The organism is Neobacillus mesonae (assembly GCF_023715155.1).
Lineage (GTDB): Bacteria > Bacillota > Bacilli > Bacillales > Cytobacillaceae > Neobacillus > Neobacillus mesonae_A.
This window is the reverse complement of record NZ_JAMBNQ010000061.1, coordinates 1-16,990: the sequence shown is the minus strand read 5'-3', so window position 1 is coordinate 16,990 and position 16,990 is coordinate 1. Positions and strand designations below refer to the sequence as shown.

Annotated in this window: 20 protein-coding genes and 1 pseudogene; 7 read left to right on the top strand and 14 right to left on the bottom strand. The window is 37.5% G+C overall.

Features of this window, described 5'->3' with window-relative positions:
* Window positions 1–372 precede the first annotated feature (372 nt).
* The 3 genes and pseudogenes from M3183_RS25445 to M3183_RS25435 form a co-directional block, all read right to left on the bottom strand.
* Window positions 373–834 (bottom strand): CoxG family protein, encoded by a 462-nt coding sequence (locus tag M3183_RS25445; protein WP_251474593.1) that lies wholly within the window; start codon window positions 832–834, stop codon window positions 373–375.
* Between the two features lie 357 nt (window positions 835–1,191).
* Window positions 1,192–1,914: pseudogene (locus M3183_RS25440) on the bottom strand (RCC1 domain-containing protein); the annotation flags it as partial.
* 12 nt (window positions 1,915–1,926) lie between these two features.
* Window positions 1,927–2,127: an RCC1 domain-containing protein gene (locus M3183_RS25435; RefSeq protein ID WP_251474587.1), complete on the bottom strand. Its 201-nt coding sequence runs from the start codon at window positions 2,125–2,127 to the stop codon at window positions 1,927–1,929.
* A 578-nt stretch (window positions 2,128–2,705) separates the two neighbouring features.
* Here M3183_RS25435 and M3183_RS25430 point away from each other — a divergent pair.
* Window positions 2,706–2,873: a hypothetical protein gene (locus M3183_RS25430; protein ID WP_251474584.1), complete on the top strand. Its 168-nt coding sequence runs from the start codon at window positions 2,706–2,708 to the stop codon at window positions 2,871–2,873.
* A gap of 331 nt (window positions 2,874–3,204) precedes the next feature.
* Here M3183_RS25430 and M3183_RS25425 read toward each other — a convergent pair whose 3' ends face one another.
* Both M3183_RS25425 and M3183_RS25420 read right to left on the bottom strand, forming a co-directional pair.
* Window positions 3,205–3,708 carry a GNAT family N-acetyltransferase gene (locus M3183_RS25425; protein WP_251474580.1) on the bottom strand — a complete coding sequence of 168 codons (504 nt, stop codon included), beginning with the start codon at window positions 3,706–3,708 and terminating at the stop codon, window positions 3,205–3,207.
* A gap of 301 nt (window positions 3,709–4,009) precedes the next feature.
* Window positions 4,010–4,753, bottom strand: coding sequence for an SDR family NAD(P)-dependent oxidoreductase (locus M3183_RS25420; protein ID WP_251474577.1), 744 nt, complete (start codon window positions 4,751–4,753; stop codon window positions 4,010–4,012).
* A gap of 433 nt (window positions 4,754–5,186) precedes the next feature.
* Here M3183_RS25420 and M3183_RS25415 point away from each other — a divergent pair, with 433 nt between their 5' ends.
* Window positions 5,187–5,354 (top strand): hypothetical protein, encoded by a 168-nt coding sequence (locus M3183_RS25415; protein WP_251474574.1) that lies wholly within the window; start codon window positions 5,187–5,189, stop codon window positions 5,352–5,354.
* A gap of 198 nt (window positions 5,355–5,552) precedes the next feature.
* On the top strand, window positions 5,553–6,719 hold the full coding sequence (locus M3183_RS25410; RefSeq protein ID WP_251474572.1) for an MFS transporter: 1,167 nt from the start codon (window positions 5,553–5,555) through the stop codon (window positions 6,717–6,719).
* Between the two features lie 113 nt (window positions 6,720–6,832).
* Here the strand turns inward: M3183_RS25410 and M3183_RS25405 are convergent, their stop codons facing one another.
* Both M3183_RS25405 and M3183_RS25400 read right to left on the bottom strand, forming a co-directional pair.
* Window positions 6,833–7,390 carry an NADPH-dependent FMN reductase gene (locus tag M3183_RS25405; RefSeq protein WP_251474568.1) on the bottom strand — a complete coding sequence of 186 codons (558 nt, stop codon included), beginning with the start codon at window positions 7,388–7,390 and terminating at the stop codon, window positions 6,833–6,835.
* 24 nt (window positions 7,391–7,414) lie between these two features.
* A complete protein-coding gene (locus M3183_RS25400; RefSeq protein ID WP_251474565.1) occupies window positions 7,415–7,786 on the bottom strand; it encodes a winged helix-turn-helix transcriptional regulator in 372 nt (123 codons plus the stop codon).
* Between the two features lie 978 nt (window positions 7,787–8,764).
* Here M3183_RS25400 and M3183_RS25395 point away from each other — a divergent pair.
* Together M3183_RS25395 and M3183_RS25390 are read left to right on the top strand one after the other, a co-directional pair.
* Window positions 8,765–8,866 (top strand): YjcZ family sporulation protein, encoded by a 102-nt coding sequence (locus tag M3183_RS25395; protein ID WP_251474563.1) that lies wholly within the window; start codon window positions 8,765–8,767, stop codon window positions 8,864–8,866.
* 295 nt (window positions 8,867–9,161) lie between these two features.
* On the top strand, window positions 9,162–9,320 hold the full coding sequence (locus tag M3183_RS25390; RefSeq protein ID WP_251474559.1) for a hypothetical protein: 159 nt from the start codon (window positions 9,162–9,164) through the stop codon (window positions 9,318–9,320).
* A 421-nt stretch (window positions 9,321–9,741) separates the two neighbouring features.
* Here the strand turns inward: M3183_RS25390 and M3183_RS25385 are convergent, their stop codons facing one another.
* From M3183_RS25385 to wrbA, 4 genes are all read right to left on the bottom strand, one after another.
* Window positions 9,742–10,404, bottom strand: a complete 663-nt coding sequence (locus M3183_RS25385) for a BlaI/MecI/CopY family transcriptional regulator (RefSeq protein ID WP_251474556.1) — start codon at window positions 10,402–10,404, stop codon at window positions 9,742–9,744.
* Window positions 10,405–11,331: 927 nt separating this feature from the next.
* On the bottom strand, window positions 11,332–11,664 hold the full coding sequence (csaA, locus tag M3183_RS25380) for a chaperone CsaA (RefSeq protein WP_251474596.1): 333 nt from the start codon (window positions 11,662–11,664) through the stop codon (window positions 11,332–11,334).
* A 213-nt stretch (window positions 11,665–11,877) separates the two neighbouring features.
* Window positions 11,878–12,774, bottom strand: a complete 897-nt coding sequence (locus tag M3183_RS25375) for a hypothetical protein (protein WP_251474553.1) — start codon at window positions 12,772–12,774, stop codon at window positions 11,878–11,880.
* Between the two features lie 383 nt (window positions 12,775–13,157).
* Entirely contained in the window at window positions 13,158–13,769 is a 612-nt protein-coding gene (wrbA, locus tag M3183_RS25370) for an NAD(P)H:quinone oxidoreductase (protein WP_251474549.1), read from the bottom strand.
* A 661-nt stretch (window positions 13,770–14,430) separates the two neighbouring features.
* On the opposite strand from wrbA, the gene M3183_RS25365 reads away from it, so the two are divergent.
* Together M3183_RS25365 and M3183_RS25360 are read left to right on the top strand one after the other, a co-directional pair.
* The gene (locus tag M3183_RS25365) at window positions 14,431–14,628 is read left to right on the top strand and encodes a hypothetical protein (RefSeq protein WP_251474547.1); all 198 of its coding nucleotides are present in this window, start codon (window positions 14,431–14,433) and stop codon (window positions 14,626–14,628) included.
* Window positions 14,629–14,881: 253 nt separating this feature from the next.
* A complete protein-coding gene (locus tag M3183_RS25360) occupies window positions 14,882–15,040 on the top strand; it encodes a hypothetical protein (RefSeq protein ID WP_251474531.1) in 159 nt (52 codons plus the stop codon).
* 35 nt (window positions 15,041–15,075) lie between these two features.
* Here M3183_RS25360 and M3183_RS25355 read toward each other — a convergent pair whose 3' ends face one another.
* The 3 genes from M3183_RS25355 to M3183_RS25345 form a co-directional block, all read right to left on the bottom strand.
* On the bottom strand, window positions 15,076–15,543 hold the full coding sequence (locus tag M3183_RS25355; protein WP_251474527.1) for a phage tail protein: 468 nt from the start codon (window positions 15,541–15,543) through the stop codon (window positions 15,076–15,078).
* Window positions 15,544–15,729: 186 nt separating this feature from the next.
* Window positions 15,730–16,113 carry an SRPBCC family protein gene (locus tag M3183_RS25350; protein ID WP_251474524.1) on the bottom strand — a complete coding sequence of 128 codons (384 nt, stop codon included), beginning with the start codon at window positions 16,111–16,113 and terminating at the stop codon, window positions 15,730–15,732.
* 3 nt (window positions 16,114–16,116) lie between these two features.
* On the bottom strand, window positions 16,117–16,440 hold the full coding sequence (locus M3183_RS25345) for an ArsR/SmtB family transcription factor (RefSeq protein WP_251474522.1): 324 nt from the start codon (window positions 16,438–16,440) through the stop codon (window positions 16,117–16,119).
* Window positions 16,441–16,990: the final 550 nt, after the last annotated feature.

Genomic DNA, 16,990 nt, shown 5'->3' with positions numbered 1-16,990 from the left:
AATCATTGATTGTTGATTTTGTATCATAGTACACACCCGTTCAAAATTGATACTATAATTATACAGCAAAAAAGGTATAATTCCCTCAGATAATGAGGTATTATACCTTTTTTACATTATTTAGGAGGACTTTTTCAGTGGCCTCTTTCTTAGGCGGGGGGATTTCATGTAAAGATACTAAAGTCATTGTGATTTAACATCCCATTAGCATGGTTATTTATAGTATTTGCACCTCAAAAGTGGACCCATTAACTTTTGGGACAGTCCCCTTTTGCCGCTCATCATAACATTTCTAGTGAGACTCTTTATCCTTACAATGTTCACTTCAGAATATTACCCTCTTTGCTTCAGAAAAAACATCTCCAAAATGAATCAGCTTTCAACTTTTGAAAACGATGAGAATACTACAATTTTCCGTGCGATAGAGTCTGTTAAACGAGATGCTGCCTTTGGAACAGCCCATTTAATAATGGGTGTTAACACCGCACCCGATAATCCACCTGCACGGACATTAACGGTACAAGTCATGGATGTTTTACCATTAACCTCTTCTGCCGTAAAGTGACCGCTTCCTGTAAAATTATCTGACAGACCTTTTAGTTCAAACTTAATATTAGAAGGTTCATTCGATTCGGTAATATCCACCTGGGCTTGTATTGTTTTTTTTAAACCTTTCACTCTTCCTTCAAATGTCCAAATAGATTGCTTGTCATTTATGATTTCATGTTCTTTATAGGCTGGTACTGAGGTTGCCCATTTTTCAAGATCACTGACATAATCCCAAACTGCCTGTACATCTACTGGAATTTCTACTGTATGTGTTCCCGTTGCCATTATGATCCCCACTTTCCCTATGTATGAATGGTAAATTTACATTTATAAAATGATTATGACATAAAAGGCCTAAACTTACATTACTATTTTACAAAACCTTCCATTACTAAATCCTCTACCATTTGGTCCTTAAATTGAAACGAGCGCTTACCCTTTAGTTTCTAGGATAGCGCACTTTAGTGGAATCACTGTATAAAGTCCCGGCTGTAAATCTTTCAATCTTTCATTAACTAAGGAGACGTTAATTTTAAGTACAATATCACAATCTTGTTTCGAAATAAAAAAGGGCGACCTTCATCTTGAAAAATCTCACCCTTTTATTTTAGCCAGGAGAAATATACGAAAAGTGATTAAATATCATTGTAGTTCTACGGCTAAAGAATGAAGATAACCAGCAGCGATAGCAATGACATCCGTTATTCCACTGACTTGAACAGGCACATTACTACTGTCGTATGTTCCATCTCCCAGTTCACCATTACCATTATAACCCCAAGCTCGAACCGTTCCATCGGATAGGAGGGCAAGGCTATGATAGCTTCCCCCAGCAATGGCAATGACATCCGTTATTCCACTGATTTGAACGGGCACATTACTACTGTCGTATGTTCCATCTCCCAGTTCACCATTACCATTAAAACCCCAAGCTCGAACCGTTCCATCGGATAGGAGGGCAAAGCTATGATTAGCTCCAGCAGCTATGGCGATGACATCCGTTAATCCACTGACTTGAACGGGCACATTACTACTTTCGTAAGTTCCGTCTCCCAGTTCACCATTACCATTAAAACCCCAAGCTTGAACCGTTCCATCGGATAGGAGGGCAAGGCTATGATCAGCTCCAGCAGCAATGGCAATGACATCCGTTAATCCACTGACTTGAACGGGCACATTACTACTGTCGTAAGTTCCGTCTCCCAGTTCACCAATACCATTATAACCCCAAGCTCGAACCGTTCCATCGGATAGGAGGGCGAGGCTATGATACGCTCCAGCAGCAATGGCAATGACATCCGTTAATCCACTGACTTGAACGGGCACATTACTACTGTCGTAAGTCCCGTCTCCCAGTTCACCATAATAATTATAACCTCAAGCTCGAATCGTTCCATCGGATAGGAGGGCGAGGCTATGATACGCTCCAGCAGCAATGGCAATAACATCCGTTAATCCACTGACTTGAACGGGCACATTACTACTGTCGTAAGTCCCGTCTCCTAGTTCACCATCACCATTATAACCCCAAGCTCGAACCGTTCCATCGAATAGGAGGGCAAGGTTGTATCCTGCCATTGTATTTTTTAACTATTAATTAGATGGTAGTGCTTACCCAGACTTATACTATTTATATTAAGGAAATGCCTTTTTTGATTGGACAAGGGCTGAAATAAACTTGAAAATAGTGAAATTACCAGAGTCGTCTGCCTTTTCTTATTAATTTATGGCGACTGTTAGTTCAATAACTAATTATCGCCTTTTATATATTTTATTAAATGATTTAAATTCACTACACCCTACAATAAGTTCACAACTTTCAGGATAGCGCATAATCCCCAAGGATTGAACTGCATTCTCTTTGCTAATAGGTGAATATGAAATGTTTTCTGCCCCTAAATTTATGTGCTAATCGGATTAATTCAGCACCTAAGCCAAGCAAGTATCTTTGCTTAATGTTACTTGTACTCTGCAATCCTTAGTAATGTTATTTCCATTTTTGTCCGTCATCTATTTGGGCTATATTGTGACTTTTTTGATAGGTAAATGCTAAGAATTTGTGAGTACCAAGGATTTTTAAAAATAATTATTTGTACTTTTCCTGATACTTCAGCATGCTAAAAAACAATCATTATTGAAAGGAGATGATATACATAATGACACATCCAGGAATGCAAAACAAAGATCAAACAAGAGCGCAAATTGAGAAACAGGATAAAAAAAATGATGTTGAATTGGGGAGTGAGTTTCAAGTTGGGAACTCAGCCTCCCAAAGCAAAAAAAAGAGTGGGCGTCAAATCAATAAAAAACCTGCATCTTTATAAGAGCCTCTTCCGAATGAGGCATAGCTTTATAATAGTAATCAAAAATATCATATGAACCTGCATTTACAGCAAATCTAAAGAATCCATTTTGAAAAAAGGTTGATCAAAATGGATTCTTTCTTTTATTTCGAGTGTAGTTTTATAAAAAAGCTTAATTCTATTTGGGCTTTGTTCTTAAACTATACCCGTTAGCCATCCATGAAGCGCAAAAATCCGCGCTTCACCACAGAGAATGAAAATGGTTTAGAACCGTCAATACTGATTCTACGGCTGGGAGAGGAAGGTCAATCAACTATGGTGCGTGAGAGCCCATCCGTTAGTTCAATAACACTTATAAATACATAATCATAAAGTCTACATCAAAATAAATATTATTTTTCAGCCTTAAACCTTTTTTCTCTGTACCAAAGACTTCAAATCCCAATGAGGAATAAAGTCTTTTTGCTGATTCATTTGTTGAAACAACAGCTAAATATACCTGTTCCAACCCTTCTATACTTTTTGCTTTCTTTATTGCTTCTCCCATTAAAGCCTTCCCAATTCCTAACCCTCTTATGGAATCAGAAACATACATTGCTCCAATATGTGCCCTATGTCTTAGTTTATATAACTTTTCTTCATATAAGGTAATGATTCCAACCAGTTCTTCCTTCTCAAAAGCTCCGTAAGTAAAAGAGTCGTTCGATTGAAACTCGTTTTGATATTTTTCAATAGAAAAGTCTCTTTCTTCTTCATAACTGGAAGCGAATGCTTCTGGAATATTTTTTAAAGATTCGAGTCTAATGCTACGATACTTTTCTGCATCTTCTAATGAATTTAAAATTCTAATTTCCACTATTTTTCCCCTTTAAGCAATTAATCTATATTTTTCATTTTACAATAAAGTTATTACTTGTTGATAAGTTAAACTGCCCCGTTAGAGCAACAAGAAAAAGAGACCGCCGCAGCGATCCCATCTTAAGCTCTTGCCCTGTTACTTGAATAAAAAAATCGAATGACTAAAACTATAATTACTCGTTCTGAATATTGTATTAGAAGGACAATTTGGTAAATAAGCAGCATTATTTAATTGTGCATCTAATGAGGACAATAAAATACCCCAACTGCCAATGTTGGGGTCAATGAGTTTAATTTAATTACAAATCTGAAATCATACCACCATCAACAACGAACTGTGCTCCAGTTGAATAACTAGAATCGTCAGAAGCAAGGTATACAACTAAATTAGATACTTCTTCTACTTCTGCTCTTCTTCTTAGTGGAATATCTTGTTCAAGTTGCTTAAGATATTCTTCAACATCTGGTTGGTCAGCCATCGGTGTTTTGATAATTCCTGGATGTACAGAATTTACACGGATATTATATTGCCCAAGCTCAGCAGCCGCACCTTTAGTCATACCAGTTACAGCATGTTTAGAAGCACTATAAGCAATAGCCGTCGGGGCACTTACCAAACCATCTACGGATGAAATGTTAATAATAGAACCAACGCCGGCTTTTTTCATAGAAGGAAGTACTTTTTGCATTCCTAAGAATACGCCAAGCTCGTCTACTTTAAATGTTAATTCGAAGTCTTTTACAGTTAGTTCTTCTAAAGTTTTGAAGATACCAATTCCCGCGTTGTTTACTAAAACGTTGATATTGCCAAACTTTTCTTCTGTTTTTGCTACAACTTCTACCCAGCTCTCTTCACTAGAAACATCTAATTTAAGAGCGATTGCGTTTTCTCCTAATTCATCGGCTAGTTTTTGCGCACCTTCAAGGTTAAGATCAGTAATCGCTACTTTCGCTCCTTCTGCAACGAATTTACGAGCATGCATAGCACCCATACCCTGTGCTGCCCCTGTAATGATTGCTACTTTTCCATCTAATTTTCCCATTTTTAATTTCTCCTTTCGAAATTTTAAATCTTTTTCTGTTAAGAAAACAACTTCATGAACAATTTCTATTATGTGCTTTTAGTAAACAAGTTAATAATAAACCTTTCGCTAATTACTTTCAATTAAAGAATCTCGAATTAGAAATATTTTTATTCCCATATACCAAAGAATCCCTTCTTTATTGTTCCATCTTCATAGGCTATAATCCCCAAAAATCTCAGAAAATTTTTCTTGTTGAACTATCCTGCCCGCTAGCACAACAAGAAAAAGAGACCGCCGCAGCGATCCCGTCTTAAGCCTTTGCCCCCGTTCCTTTAAGGGCAATTTTTCACAATGTGAAATTAAATGACGGCTTCTATTTTGAACAATTGCCTCCTCTAACTTAATAAATTATTACTATTCAACCTATTAAAATCAGGTCAGGTGAGGGAAAATGAACGGGAGCGAATATGCACATACTCCATTAAAAGCAGAGTTCATGTTAATCGTCACATTGTTTTGGGGTTCATCCTATTTATTTATGAAGAAAGGAGCATTTCTACGGAAAATCGGCCCGAATGTTGAATATTTATCATTTTTCACCTATAAAGAGGAAAAGTAAATGAGGAGATAAACCGATATAGGCCTTTTGCTTTTTCCGTTATTCTGCATATTTATTTCATTCTTTTTGACAAATAAAATTTTTTATATTTCCCAGTCCTTGCAGATTTATGTCATTATGTTATTGTGACATTACTATCTTATTCAAGAGTAAACTTTCATCAAAATTGTTTGGGATATAATTAGGAAGGAAAACAACATGGATAAGCGTATTTATTTTTTAATGATCATTTCCTTTATAATCGGTCTGGTTGAACTGATCATTAGCGGCATTTTAGATTTAATTGCAGAGGATTTACATGTAAGCATCGGCCAAGCCGGTTTGCTGATCACTGTTTTTGCTGTCATTTTTGCAGTTGCATCGCCCATTTTACTTGTCATGACAGCTAAAATAGAAAGGAAACGGCTAACATTAGTCTGCTTGTACATCTTTTTGATTGGTTGTATCGTAACAGTATTTGCCCCTTCTTTTTCTATTTTGTTTATAGGAAGAATTATTTTAGCGTTAAGTGGAGCGCTATTAATCATATTGTGTTTAGTTATGGCTCCCAGCTTAGCAGGAGAACAATATAAAGGCAGAGCCATTGGGATTGTCTCTGTGGGAGTAAGTGCCTCGTTAGTTTTAGGGGTACCGCTCGGGCTTATTATCGGAGATAGTTTTGGCTGGAGAGCACCATTCGTACTTATAACTATTTTAACAGTATTATCAATTATTAGCGTTCATGTATTAATGGGAAGTATACAACCGAAACCTCAAATTCCGTTGAGGCAGCAGCTTTCGGCATTTAAAAATTACAAAATCACATTAGGGCTAACAACGACATTCCTCTATATGACAGGCCATACGATTATGTATGCCTATTTTAAGCCTTATTTAGAAGCAGCCACAGATTTAAATGCTGCTTGGATTAGTGTCATCTATTTCATTTTTGGTTTTTCTGCTGTAGTCGGTGGAGGTCTTGGCGGTGTAATGGCCGATTTATTGGGATCAAGAAAAACAATGGTTATTGCCCTGGTCGTTTTTAGTGCTTTATTCTTTATATTTCCATATTCAATCAATTTATTTCCAGCATTTCTCATTATCATTATCATTTGGGGGATTCTCAGTTGGGCGATTTCACCGGCCATGCAATCTTATTTGATTGAAATAGCACCTGAATCATCGGAAATTCAGCAGAGCTTGAATAATTCAGCTCTTCATTTAGGTGTTGCTGTCGGTTCAGTAATTGGAGCTGGAATAGTAGATACACTTTCAGTCAATGTGAATCCATTTGCAGGCGGAATATTCATTATCTTATCATTCATTACTGTCGTCATTTCTATTAGCAGTAAAAAGAGTTCCTATAAACCAAAGAGCGTAATTTGAGTTATTTCAAGTTGCGCTCTTTTGGTTATTCAGAATTAAAATATTTATATTTTTCCACAAACACTTCATGGAAGGAACACAATCAAATCGTGTTCTTTCCAATTCGAAATCGACTATTTATGTGCTTCAGATTTTACAAAGTCAATAAAATCCTCTACTTTACTATCTAAGAAACTAAGTGTCCCTTCATCCACCAATTGCCCTGCTTGTTCATCAAACTTCTGATGAGCAAAACCAATCAGTACCTCATTTCCTCCTGGGGGAAGGATCTTTGCTTGAATACCAGGAGCTGCTAGAATTTCACGCAAATGCATTTGAGCACGAACGGTTCCGAGCATTCCAGGAGTCGCACCAAGAGCTATGACTGGTTTACCAATGAAGACCTTGTCCACCCTGGAAGCCCAATCTAGAGCGTTCTTTAAAACGCCAGGAATGGACCAATTGTATTCTGGCGTAATGATGATGACACCATCTGCACTTAAGATTGACTCTTTAAATTCTTTTACTGCCTGCGGTGGGTTATTTTCCTCATCTTGGTCAAAATGAGGCAGGGAACGGATGTCTGCTATTTCTATGTCTATTTTATCCTTGTAACGGTCTTGCATTGTTTTTGCAAGGTACATGTTATAAGATTCTTTCCTTAAACTTCCTACGATTGTAACAATTTTCATGATTGATTACCTCCAAAAATATTCTTAATTGTTTTTGTCATTTTGATTGTCAGTATCTTTACTGAACAGCATTTGTGTTTTTCTTTGGAGATGGGCTTTTCCCCATTCATGCATCATTTCTAAAATGGTCTGAAGAGACATTCCATATTCTGTCATGGAATATTCCACTTTTGGGGGAACTTGTGGATACACGACCCTTTTGACAATGCCTTCCTGTTCAAGATCTCTAAGCTGAGAAGTCAACACTTTCTGGGTAACACCGGGCATGACATGCCGCAGTTCGCTAAACCGCATCGTCCCATAATGAATCAAATTTAGCATGATTGCAATTTTCCATTTTCCAATAATCATTTCCATCGTGGTTGCTACTCTGCAATGATCGGGAGTATTGTCCATTATTTTCCCTCCAATAAAAGTATGATTACTTTACATTATTTTTTATCATTAACCCCTGTATTAGCCGAGGAACGTCCAGTTTCTACTATTACGTTGGAACTCAGAAGTATAGTTATGACTAATTGTTCTATGGTAAACGTGGCAATCCATCATTGATTCTCCCTGCACTTGTTTAATGTCGATACATAGTGCTGTTCTCCCTGGAATCTATTATCTAACCTAAGTATCAAAATGTTAAGTAGGCACTTCTATGTTGGTTAGTTTCTTTGAAGAAACTATAGGTTTATAGCGCCAGGTTTGACCGCGAAAAATTTCATTTTTATTGGAAATAGGGCAGCTATTAAAGATGTCCACAAATAAAAAAGCAATCCTTCCTTAATGAAGCATCGCAGCATTTCAAATTATTGACATAAGTATGAATTTGAATAATTCTTTTTTATTTTTTTCCTCCACTCCCCTACTTTAAGAGCATAATTTCAATCATCTCCAAAAATTTAACATAAAGATAAACCTCGTCTGATAGAGTATGAAAATTAGGGTTATATAGATAGGCGCCATCTTACTTTTAACAAAGCGTCAAATTGTTAAAGATTTTACCCGGAAGTGTTTTCCATTGTCCAGCCTTTCAAGACAAATCTTCACCACAGAGGCTCCAATTCTAGTCCTTAAACACTTATCTATAAATCATGATTAAAGGTTCATCACATCAACACTTTATGCTGATACAGTGTTTAACTCCACCTATAGTTTAATAGGCAAACCCGCATAATGCTTCTAGAAAAACTCCCTCTCTTAAGTAACACTTCAAAATGAACTCATAATTCTTTCTTATTTTTCACAGGGTCGTGCCCCCATTTGTATTTTCCTTAAAGCGATTAATAAAAAATATTTTATTAATATAATTCCATGCTTGTCCATTTCAAAAATAACAACAAATACGTATGATGTACTACCTCTTAAAAAAGGAGGTGAACACTTATGTCATACGGTTCCGGTTACGGTGGAATGAGTTTTGTTTTAATCGTGGTACTATTCATCCTCTTAATTATCGTTGGTACACAATTTATGGGAGGGTACTAAGCAAAATTGACCTAAATGAATCCGACTCACTAAATTATAGAGAAGCGTCAATTGGCGCTTCTTTTTTCTTCGCAATTTTTGTCCATTGCGAAGTTCATAAACAACTCCTTCTTCTGCTAACCTGCCACATAAGCACAAAATCAACAGCGCTTGTATAGCAATGCCCGTTACTTTAAGTACATATCTTTTGATAGGATTTGTGAGCTCCAAGGAATTTTAAAAATAATTATTTGTACTTTTCCTGATACTTGAGCATGCTAAAAACAATTATGATTGAAAGGAGATGATATACATAATGACACATCAAGGAATGCAAAACAATCAAACAAGAGCGCAAATTGAGAAACAGGATAAAAAAAATGATGTTGAATTGGGGAGTGAGTTTCAAATTGGGAACTCAGCCTCACAAAGCCAAAAAAAGAGCGGGCGTCAAATCAATAAAAAACCTGAATAGAAAATACTTTTAGAGATGAATGGCAAAAGGCAACGGATACTCCGCTGCCTTTTCGTTATTGCCCCGTTAGTTCAATATTTCACAACTCTTTATGGATTAGGAATTGATTCATTTAACATACGTTTTTGAGAAACCAAGTTTACTTATGGTTCTTTTGGATTCAAAGCACCCGTCTTATCTCACTTCCTTTTTAATAATTATTGGCCTTAATTAAGTAACCAGTGAAAGGAAAATAAGCGGAGACTTTTCCGTTAATTATAGAATGGAGCTCGTTTCGGGGCAAATAAAGGGAGATTTTCCGTTTATGCAAAGCAAAATCCCCCTTTTTCACGTTTTTTGAGTCAATAGGCGGAATATCTCCGTCTATTAGGACTATTTTTAATGTTATTTACTAAATAGGCGGAATTTATCCGTCTATTAGTCAGATCGGGTGCTTAACCTGGTCGCTCAACTGATAAGAGCGGACCCTCATGACCCCAGATGCCGGAATCAGCATCTTTTTATCGACGAGTTGAGAAAGGATTTTTTTTACCGTCTTGTCACTTAGCTTCAAATACTTCCCGACTTCTTTAGGGGATATAGCTTCTCCTTTTCGAATCACTAGCCGAAGCACTTCCTTTTCGACAAAGGACAGAGATGTCTCGTCCAGTTCATCACCCAGCCATCGGCCAATCGCTTGCTGAACAATCTGTTGGCATCGCCGCGGCTTCTCTTTCACTTGGTCATAAGAAAAGCGGATCACGGTCCATCCGTCAATCACCAACTGGTTTTGGCGTTCCAGGTTGTCGGAAAATTGCCATCTGCTTATGTTCTTTAGGTGAGGGCCATATCCGTCCACCTCAAGGCAAATCCGGATGGCGGGACGAATATAAGCAAAATCCAAATACCTTTTTCCATCCTTAAAATCATCGACTTCATATTCTGGATGAAGATACTTGAAATGGTAAAATAAAGGCCACCACACTTGCTTCAAAAACAACATTTCAGCCTGGTTGTGACCTTCTTGTAAGCGCCGCAGCCGTTCACCGGTTCTTGCCTGTAAGTGAATATTCATAAAGGTCTGGTATTCTTCTTCAAATCCCATATCATCTCTACTCCTATCTAATGGTCATGTCTTTAACAGCGACCTTTTTATACATAAACAATAGATCAAAAAAATGTACTTCTCATGAGTTTTGTAATAAACATCTTCAAATGCAGAACATCCACAACATGGGGCATAATTGCCAAGAACGAATCTCTGTTATTTATTCATTTGAACTTCGGACAGATTTTTAAAATTAATGAGTGTACTGAGAGTGAAAAAAAGAGATTGAATGTTAATTAACTTGGAGAAAGTAAAAGGCAAATAAAGAATTGTGGAACAGCTAATATTAAAAGAAAATCTAGAAAAGAATTTGAGGATTGAACTATTTTTAGTTTAATAGAATTCCTAAATTTGTCAATCTATTTTCTTTATAATTTCAGGGTATTGAGGAGTTGGGCCGCAGGCAGGGCGTTAAATTCAGGCGTTCTTGTCCTTAATTAAGTAACCAGTGAAAGGAAAATAAGCGGAGATTTTTCCGTTAAATACAAAATGGAGCTCGATTTAGGGTTAATAAGGGGAGATTTTCCGTTTATGCAAAGCAAAATCCCCCTTTTTCACATTTTTTGAGTCAATAGGCGGAATATCTCCATCTATTAGGACTATTTTTAATGTTATTTTCTAAATAGGCGGAATTTATCCGTCTAAGTATCTAATTGGGTGCTTAATCTAATTAATCTAACTAATCTAATCCCCAACCTTGGCTAAAAACCTCATTTACTTATGGTACGGTTCATCCTTATATGCAGAATAGCGCCCGATAGTGGATGATTAAGATCCTGATAATGATTGTTGCCTTATGTGTTTAACTAACCAAGACCCCATTACTTTAAGTACCCTTCTTCACAATCTTAAATGCCTTACACCTCAAGTGGAAGACTATTCTTCTTCTTTCACACCTTGGTTGGGATAGTACCAGGTCCATACTTAGGCAATCGGTGTACCATTTTTAACAGGCTCATCGGGCTTCAAGAGCACTACATCACCCTCTTCTGGAACGCCGCCAATAACTAATACCTCAGATTTGAATCCCGCAATTCGACGAGGGGGGAAATTTACAACTGCGACTACTTGACAACCTATTATTGTCTCTGGGGTGTACCTTTTTGTTATTTGTGCACTAGATTGTTTAATTCCTAATTGTTCACCAAAATCAATTTCTAGTTTAATTGCTGGCTTACGAGCTTTTGGAAAGGGTTCAGCACTTATTACAGTGCCAATACGAATATCTAGTTTTTGAAAATCCTCAATCGTTGTGATGGACAAAATAATAACCTCCAAAATAAATAAAATACATTATTATTCCTAAAATCACCCAATTAACTTACTATTTCCACACCACCATTTGTTATTCCTTCCTTCCACTAACCTGCCATTTGCTCTTCCTATTACTATGATGCTCCACAAATGTCCCTTTTTACAAAGAAAAAGCGCCATTCTCCTTGAATGACGCCCGTTTATGAAATAAACTATTTATCTATTTTCTGTAATAGGATACAAAGGGTATTCCCATCGATGTGTACATTCTTCCAGCATATAATATCCTCTTTCTTCATTGGGCACGATCCGGGAGCATTGCTGTCTAGGTATTGCCCCTTCTTCATTGTCATTGGTCACATCAATCCAGCTTTGACCAGATGTTTTGTCATAACGTATTTCTAAACGGTTTCCATTTACCGTAATAATTTGCCCATCCTCTTTATGCTTCATCTTAGTGATGAATGCTTCGATATCTGCAGCAGTGTTGGAAGAAAGAGGCGATTTCACCTTTTGCTCCCTTTTTTCTATTTTACCCTTGGAATCCTGCGAACTCGTTAATGATGGAGAGGGATGTAAGTATACCTCTTTCATCCCCTGCCAAGTCATGAAACGAACGATATCATCAGCGATCCATTCTTCTTTTCCTAAACCTAAAACATCTTCGGCCCCCAACCCAATCGGATGTTGTGTGCCAGGTATCATGATACTAATGGACTGATTATCGAGTCGTTTACCAATTAAACCGAACGTTGTCTTGTAAAAATTATAAAAATATGTCGTTTCACCTAACGTAAAATGTCGATATTCAATGACAAGTGACTGCTGGTTATATGGGGAGTCAATCTTCGCATAGCTATTTTCCGCCAACAGAACCATTAAGCCCTGTACGATTAAAATAGGAATACCAAGCATTAAAACCATGATGGTCCAATATTTATGATACCGGGAAGAACGAAAGCCGATTACGGCTAAAACAATAATATTTATTGCTAAAGGAATCATATATCCTGTTGGTTTCAAAAACAGAATGAAATAGCCGGTTAGGTGCATAATGACAAGCGTCAAGTTCATTACACCTAATAGAATGAATGCCCATTTTGATTTTGTCATCATGGATTCCCCATTTTTGTTACTTTGATTATTTAACTATTTTACAATTAATACAATACTTCTTCCACTTTCTGGTTCATGCTGGGGGGGAACTCGCAGATATATTGGTTGAACTCGCAGATATTCTCCGCAAACTCGCAGATAAATTGCTTAAACTCGCAGGTATCCTTAATCAACCCGCAGATATCCTTGGTCAAAACTGCAGATAAATTGCTTCAACCCGCAGATATAAATAAAAGCTTTGTGTCAACTTCCTATTGGGTTAAGAGCAATAAATATAGAAGAGTAAAGTCCCTCAAGCAAGTCCCCAAAGATTGATACATGGAGATATGTTTCATTAAAAAAAGAGCTAATCACAGGTTCGATTAGCTCTTACGATATTTTTATTGATTTGCTTTTTTTACCCATTCTGCCACTGTAACTGTACGTTTTGCTTGGTGTTTAACAGCACCTTGTACGTCTTCAATCATTTTGCCATCCTGACCAACCGTAACACTTGTACCATAAGGGTTGCCTCCGGCTCCAAACAGTACTGGATCAGTATAGCCTGGTGTTGCAATGATTGCACCCCAGTGCATCATAGAAGTGTATAAAGAAAGAAGTGTTGCTTCCTGACCGCCATGCGGATTTTGTGCAGAAGTCATAGCACTTACTACTTTGTTAATCGTTTTGCCGCTTGCCCAAAGGCCGCCTTGGATATCAAGGAATTGTTTCATTTGTGATGGCATGTTACCAAATCTAGTTGGTACACTGAAGATAATAGCATCTGCCCACTCAAGATCTGCAGATGTTGCAACAGGTACATCTTTTGTTGCTTCTACCGTTGCCTTCCATGCTTCATTTCCCTGAATAACTGACTCTGGTGCTAATTCTTGTACTTTTAATACTTTAACCTCAGCACCGACTTCTTTCGCTCCTTCTTCAGCCCACTTAGCTAATTGAAAATTTGTTCCACCCATACTGTAGAATACTACGGCTAATTTTACGTTTGACATTGTCTCATTCTCCTTTTTTGATGAATTCCCAAACAATTTGGCTAAAATCCCCATGATTTCCACCCACCCTATCTTTCCTCATATTTTTGACTTATATACCTATTAAAAAGCTTTGCAGCTGCCCCAATATTCATATGTAAATGGATGATTTCTATTTTCCCAATGAAGGTCAACCATTGGCATTTGCAGATTGAAGTAACCTCCTTATCCGCAAAAAACAAGGGGTTAACCGCAGGTAAACTATGCCTACGCAAGTATACGAGGGTTTCTTGCGCAAGAAAAACGGCTGCAGCTCTTTTGACTCACATGAATGGCTTTAGATGTTTACCTCAATAACAGAAAAAGCTAACTCGTGCATTTCTTCTCCATTTTGTTCGCCTTTACCAAAAATCTCGGATTTAATTATCTCTGATTCGAGATAATGGTAATACTTATAATTTTTTTTGTCAACCTTTTTACTTAAGGCTAGATTTTAATTCCTTTTTTCACCAGTCCTGCTGTAAAATTGCGTGGAGTAAAATGACTATGTATTTCCACATGATATTTTATCTTTGAAATGTGATTCACTTTTTATTTCAACATAGGTACTCAACCAGTCCGCAAAATCCAAATGTGCATAGACTATTGAGAACTCAGGACATATGTTTAAGGAGGATGTTTCATGCCTTATTGGTCTTTTGGTATTCCTTATGGTGGATGGGTAAGCTGCCCGCTTCAATATTATTCAACCCAAGCATTCCCATCTCCATCTGATCCACCTCTAGTTGTACCTGTACACCATTATCCTGTCCACACTCACTTTATTCATAATGTTTCTGCACCCATATTTGCCGTACCATTAGCGGCACCGGTCCGTTAGAAAATTCTGTATTTTGGGGTGTAGAGGTGGATTTTGCACTGTTTTCCCCCTAGTGCATCCGATTGCAAATAAGGCTCCCATACAAAAAGGAAACTTATAGCTTTGAAAGTGTCTCACCCCTATTAAGATTTTTAATACTTATCCAGAATTGATAAAGCTGTGAAGCAGTAAAATAAAGAACTAGTGCTAAACTGAATCCAGTTCAAATTTTGCGGGACTGGCTTTTTTATACTTGGGGGAAGTCGCAGATATATTGGTTGAACTCGCAGATAAAATACCTGAACTCGCAGATATTTTGGTTGAACTCGCAGATATCCGGCTCATACTCGCAGATATCCGGCTCATACTCGCAGATAAACCCCTTAAAGTTGCAGATATAATTAAAAGCCAAGTGCCACCTTCGATTAGGTGAACACTTAGCTTTTTAAAATTGCGCTTTTGCTTGCTTTAATATTCTCCTTTAATGACAAAATACGAACCCCGAATGGTTCCAGCAAGCTTAGACTTCTGCCTGGCAAATTTAAACTTCCCTTCTAACTCCTTTGGTACCTCCATCCCTTCAGAAAGCTTAAAACCAACGGCCCGCTTTGGCTTAGGATCATCAACCGTATACAGGACGTTGACCGAAAGACCATCCTCATAAAAGACGTAGGTCCAGTTGATATTCTCCACTTGAAAACGCGACGTTTCCAAAGGTTTGGCCGCAAACTCGATATCCCGTTCTTCTTTCAAAATTCGGTTTACATAATCAAGGGTCTCCTGACTCTCGCTGGCGGGTACAACTGTAAATTCATGCTTGTATTTGTTCATAAAGTAACGGGCTTCATGGGCACGTAAACCAGCGAGCGCCTCCGCTGCAGGTGAAGACTCTAAACCTGCCGTAGATACATTTTTAAAATCAACAACATAGGACATGTTCATCCATCCTTTAATCTCTTTATTTCCCTAAGGGCCCTTTTCTAAAAAATTGCGCTTTTCTGATCCACTAATAGAATATAACTTATTACTGGAATCAGGATATTTGGGAATGAAAAAGCTACTTCATAACAACAATATTTACAAAAACAGCCACTCTAAAACTAAAATAACAGGGCCTTACTTTTAAGCTAACACCTTTTTAAGTTCTTCAACCATATTTGCCCAGCCATATTTCGCACCATTGAACGCTTGGTCTTCTTTTTCAAATCCTGTTTGTTCAAGATGTAGATAGGTTGTTCCATCCTCTTCCCTCAATGTCCATGTGACGATTGTGTCGATCGGACCGCCTACCCATGTGTAAGATAACGTATTAGGCTCATCCACTACCAATACTTCACAATCTACCACTAAATTCCACTGCGGATTTCGGAACTGGCATTTATGTCCAACGACTGGTTTAAAGTTATTTTCCATGATCCATTTTGCAAGGGTATCCGAATCTGTTAAAGCGTTCCACACCTTATTGATTGAACTTGTAAACTGAAAATCTAATGATACATTTGCCATGATTTATTCCTCCGATAATAAATGTTTTAAAATTGCCACTCGTTCATTCCAAAATTTCTCGTAAAAGGATACCCAATCTTTAATTTCCTTTAGAGGAGCTGCGTTTAGCCGATACCTTGTTTCTCTGCCAACTTTACGATCCGCAACCAGGCCAGCTTCTTTCAGGATCGCCAAATGTTTAGAAACGGCCGTACGCCCCATTTGAAATGAAGCGGTTAATTCGTGAAGCGGTAACTCTTCTGCATCTGCCAATAAACGCAGCAGCTTACGTCTTGTGGGGTCAGCGATGGCCGTATAAACATCACGCTCTTGATTATTCTTATTCAAAATCACCCTCCCCTATTATTGGACACCAAATAGTGTCTTAATTATAGGACACTATTTGGTGTCCAGTCAAATATATCTTTGTCAAAATGAAATTGGTTTATTCTTTTAATATCCGGTATGCTGTTGTGGCTATGAAAGACCATTTCCTCTGAAAAATCTAGATTCTGTCCCTCATCGGCGCTATGAAAGACAATTTTCCTTCCAGAAATCTAGATTCTGTCCTTCATCAGGGCTATGAAGAAAGCTATGAAGGACTACTTCCTTCCCAAAAACTAAATTTTGTCCTTCATCGATGCTATGTAAGACAATCTTCCTTCCAGAAATCTAGATTCTGTCCTTCATCGAAGCTATGAAAGACCATTTCCTTCCTAAAATCTAAATTTTGTCCTTCATCGGAGCTATGAAAGACAATTTTCCTTCCCAAAATCTAGATTCTGTCCTTCATCGAAGCTATGAAAGACCATTTCCTTCCTAAAAACTAAATTCTGTCCTTCATCGAAGCTATGAAAGACAAATTCCTTCCCAAATTCCAAATTCTGTCCTTCATCGA

What these genes read in the sequence shown, in the direction of transcription:
- M3183_RS25445 (WP_251474593.1), bottom strand. Translation starts at nt 834, where the DNA reads ATGGCAACGGGAACACATACAGTAGAAATTCCAGTAGATGTACAGGCA.
- M3183_RS25435 (WP_251474587.1), bottom strand. Translation starts at nt 2,127, where the DNA reads ATGGCAGGATACAACCTTGCCCTCCTATTCGATGGAACGGTTCGAGCT.
- M3183_RS25430 (WP_251474584.1), top strand. Translation starts at nt 2,706, where the DNA reads ATGACACATCCAGGAATGCAAAACAAAGATCAAACAAGAGCGCAAATT.
- M3183_RS25420 (WP_251474577.1), bottom strand. Translation starts at nt 4,753, where the DNA reads ATGGGAAAATTAGATGGAAAAGTAGCAATCATTACAGGGGCAGCACAG.
- M3183_RS25415 (WP_251474574.1), top strand. Translation starts at nt 5,187, where the DNA reads ATGAACGGGAGCGAATATGCACATACTCCATTAAAAGCAGAGTTCATG.
- M3183_RS25410 (WP_251474572.1), top strand. Translation starts at nt 5,553, where the DNA reads ATGGATAAGCGTATTTATTTTTTAATGATCATTTCCTTTATAATCGGT.
- M3183_RS25405 (WP_251474568.1), bottom strand. Translation starts at nt 7,390, where the DNA reads ATGAAAATTGTTACAATCGTAGGAAGTTTAAGGAAAGAATCTTATAAC.
- M3183_RS25400 (WP_251474565.1), bottom strand. Translation starts at nt 7,786, where the DNA reads ATGGACAATACTCCCGATCATTGCAGAGTAGCAACCACGATGGAAATG.
- M3183_RS25395 (WP_251474563.1), top strand. Translation starts at nt 8,765, where the DNA reads ATGTCATACGGTTCCGGTTACGGTGGAATGAGTTTTGTTTTAATCGTG.
- M3183_RS25390 (WP_251474559.1), top strand. Translation starts at nt 9,162, where the DNA reads ATGACACATCAAGGAATGCAAAACAATCAAACAAGAGCGCAAATTGAG.
- M3183_RS25385 (WP_251474556.1), bottom strand. Translation starts at nt 10,404, where the DNA reads ATGGGATTTGAAGAAGAATACCAGACCTTTATGAATATTCACTTACAG.
- M3183_RS25375 (WP_251474553.1), bottom strand. Translation starts at nt 12,774, where the DNA reads ATGACAAAATCAAAATGGGCATTCATTCTATTAGGTGTAATGAACTTG.
- wrbA (WP_251474549.1), bottom strand. Translation starts at nt 13,769, where the DNA reads ATGTCAAACGTAAAATTAGCCGTAGTATTCTACAGTATGGGTGGAACA.
- M3183_RS25365 (WP_251474547.1), top strand. Translation starts at nt 14,431, where the DNA reads ATGCCTTATTGGTCTTTTGGTATTCCTTATGGTGGATGGGTAAGCTGC.
- M3183_RS25355 (WP_251474527.1), bottom strand. Translation starts at nt 15,543, where the DNA reads ATGTCCTATGTTGTTGATTTTAAAAATGTATCTACGGCAGGTTTAGAG.
- M3183_RS25350 (WP_251474524.1), bottom strand. Translation starts at nt 16,113, where the DNA reads ATGGCAAATGTATCATTAGATTTTCAGTTTACAAGTTCAATCAATAAG.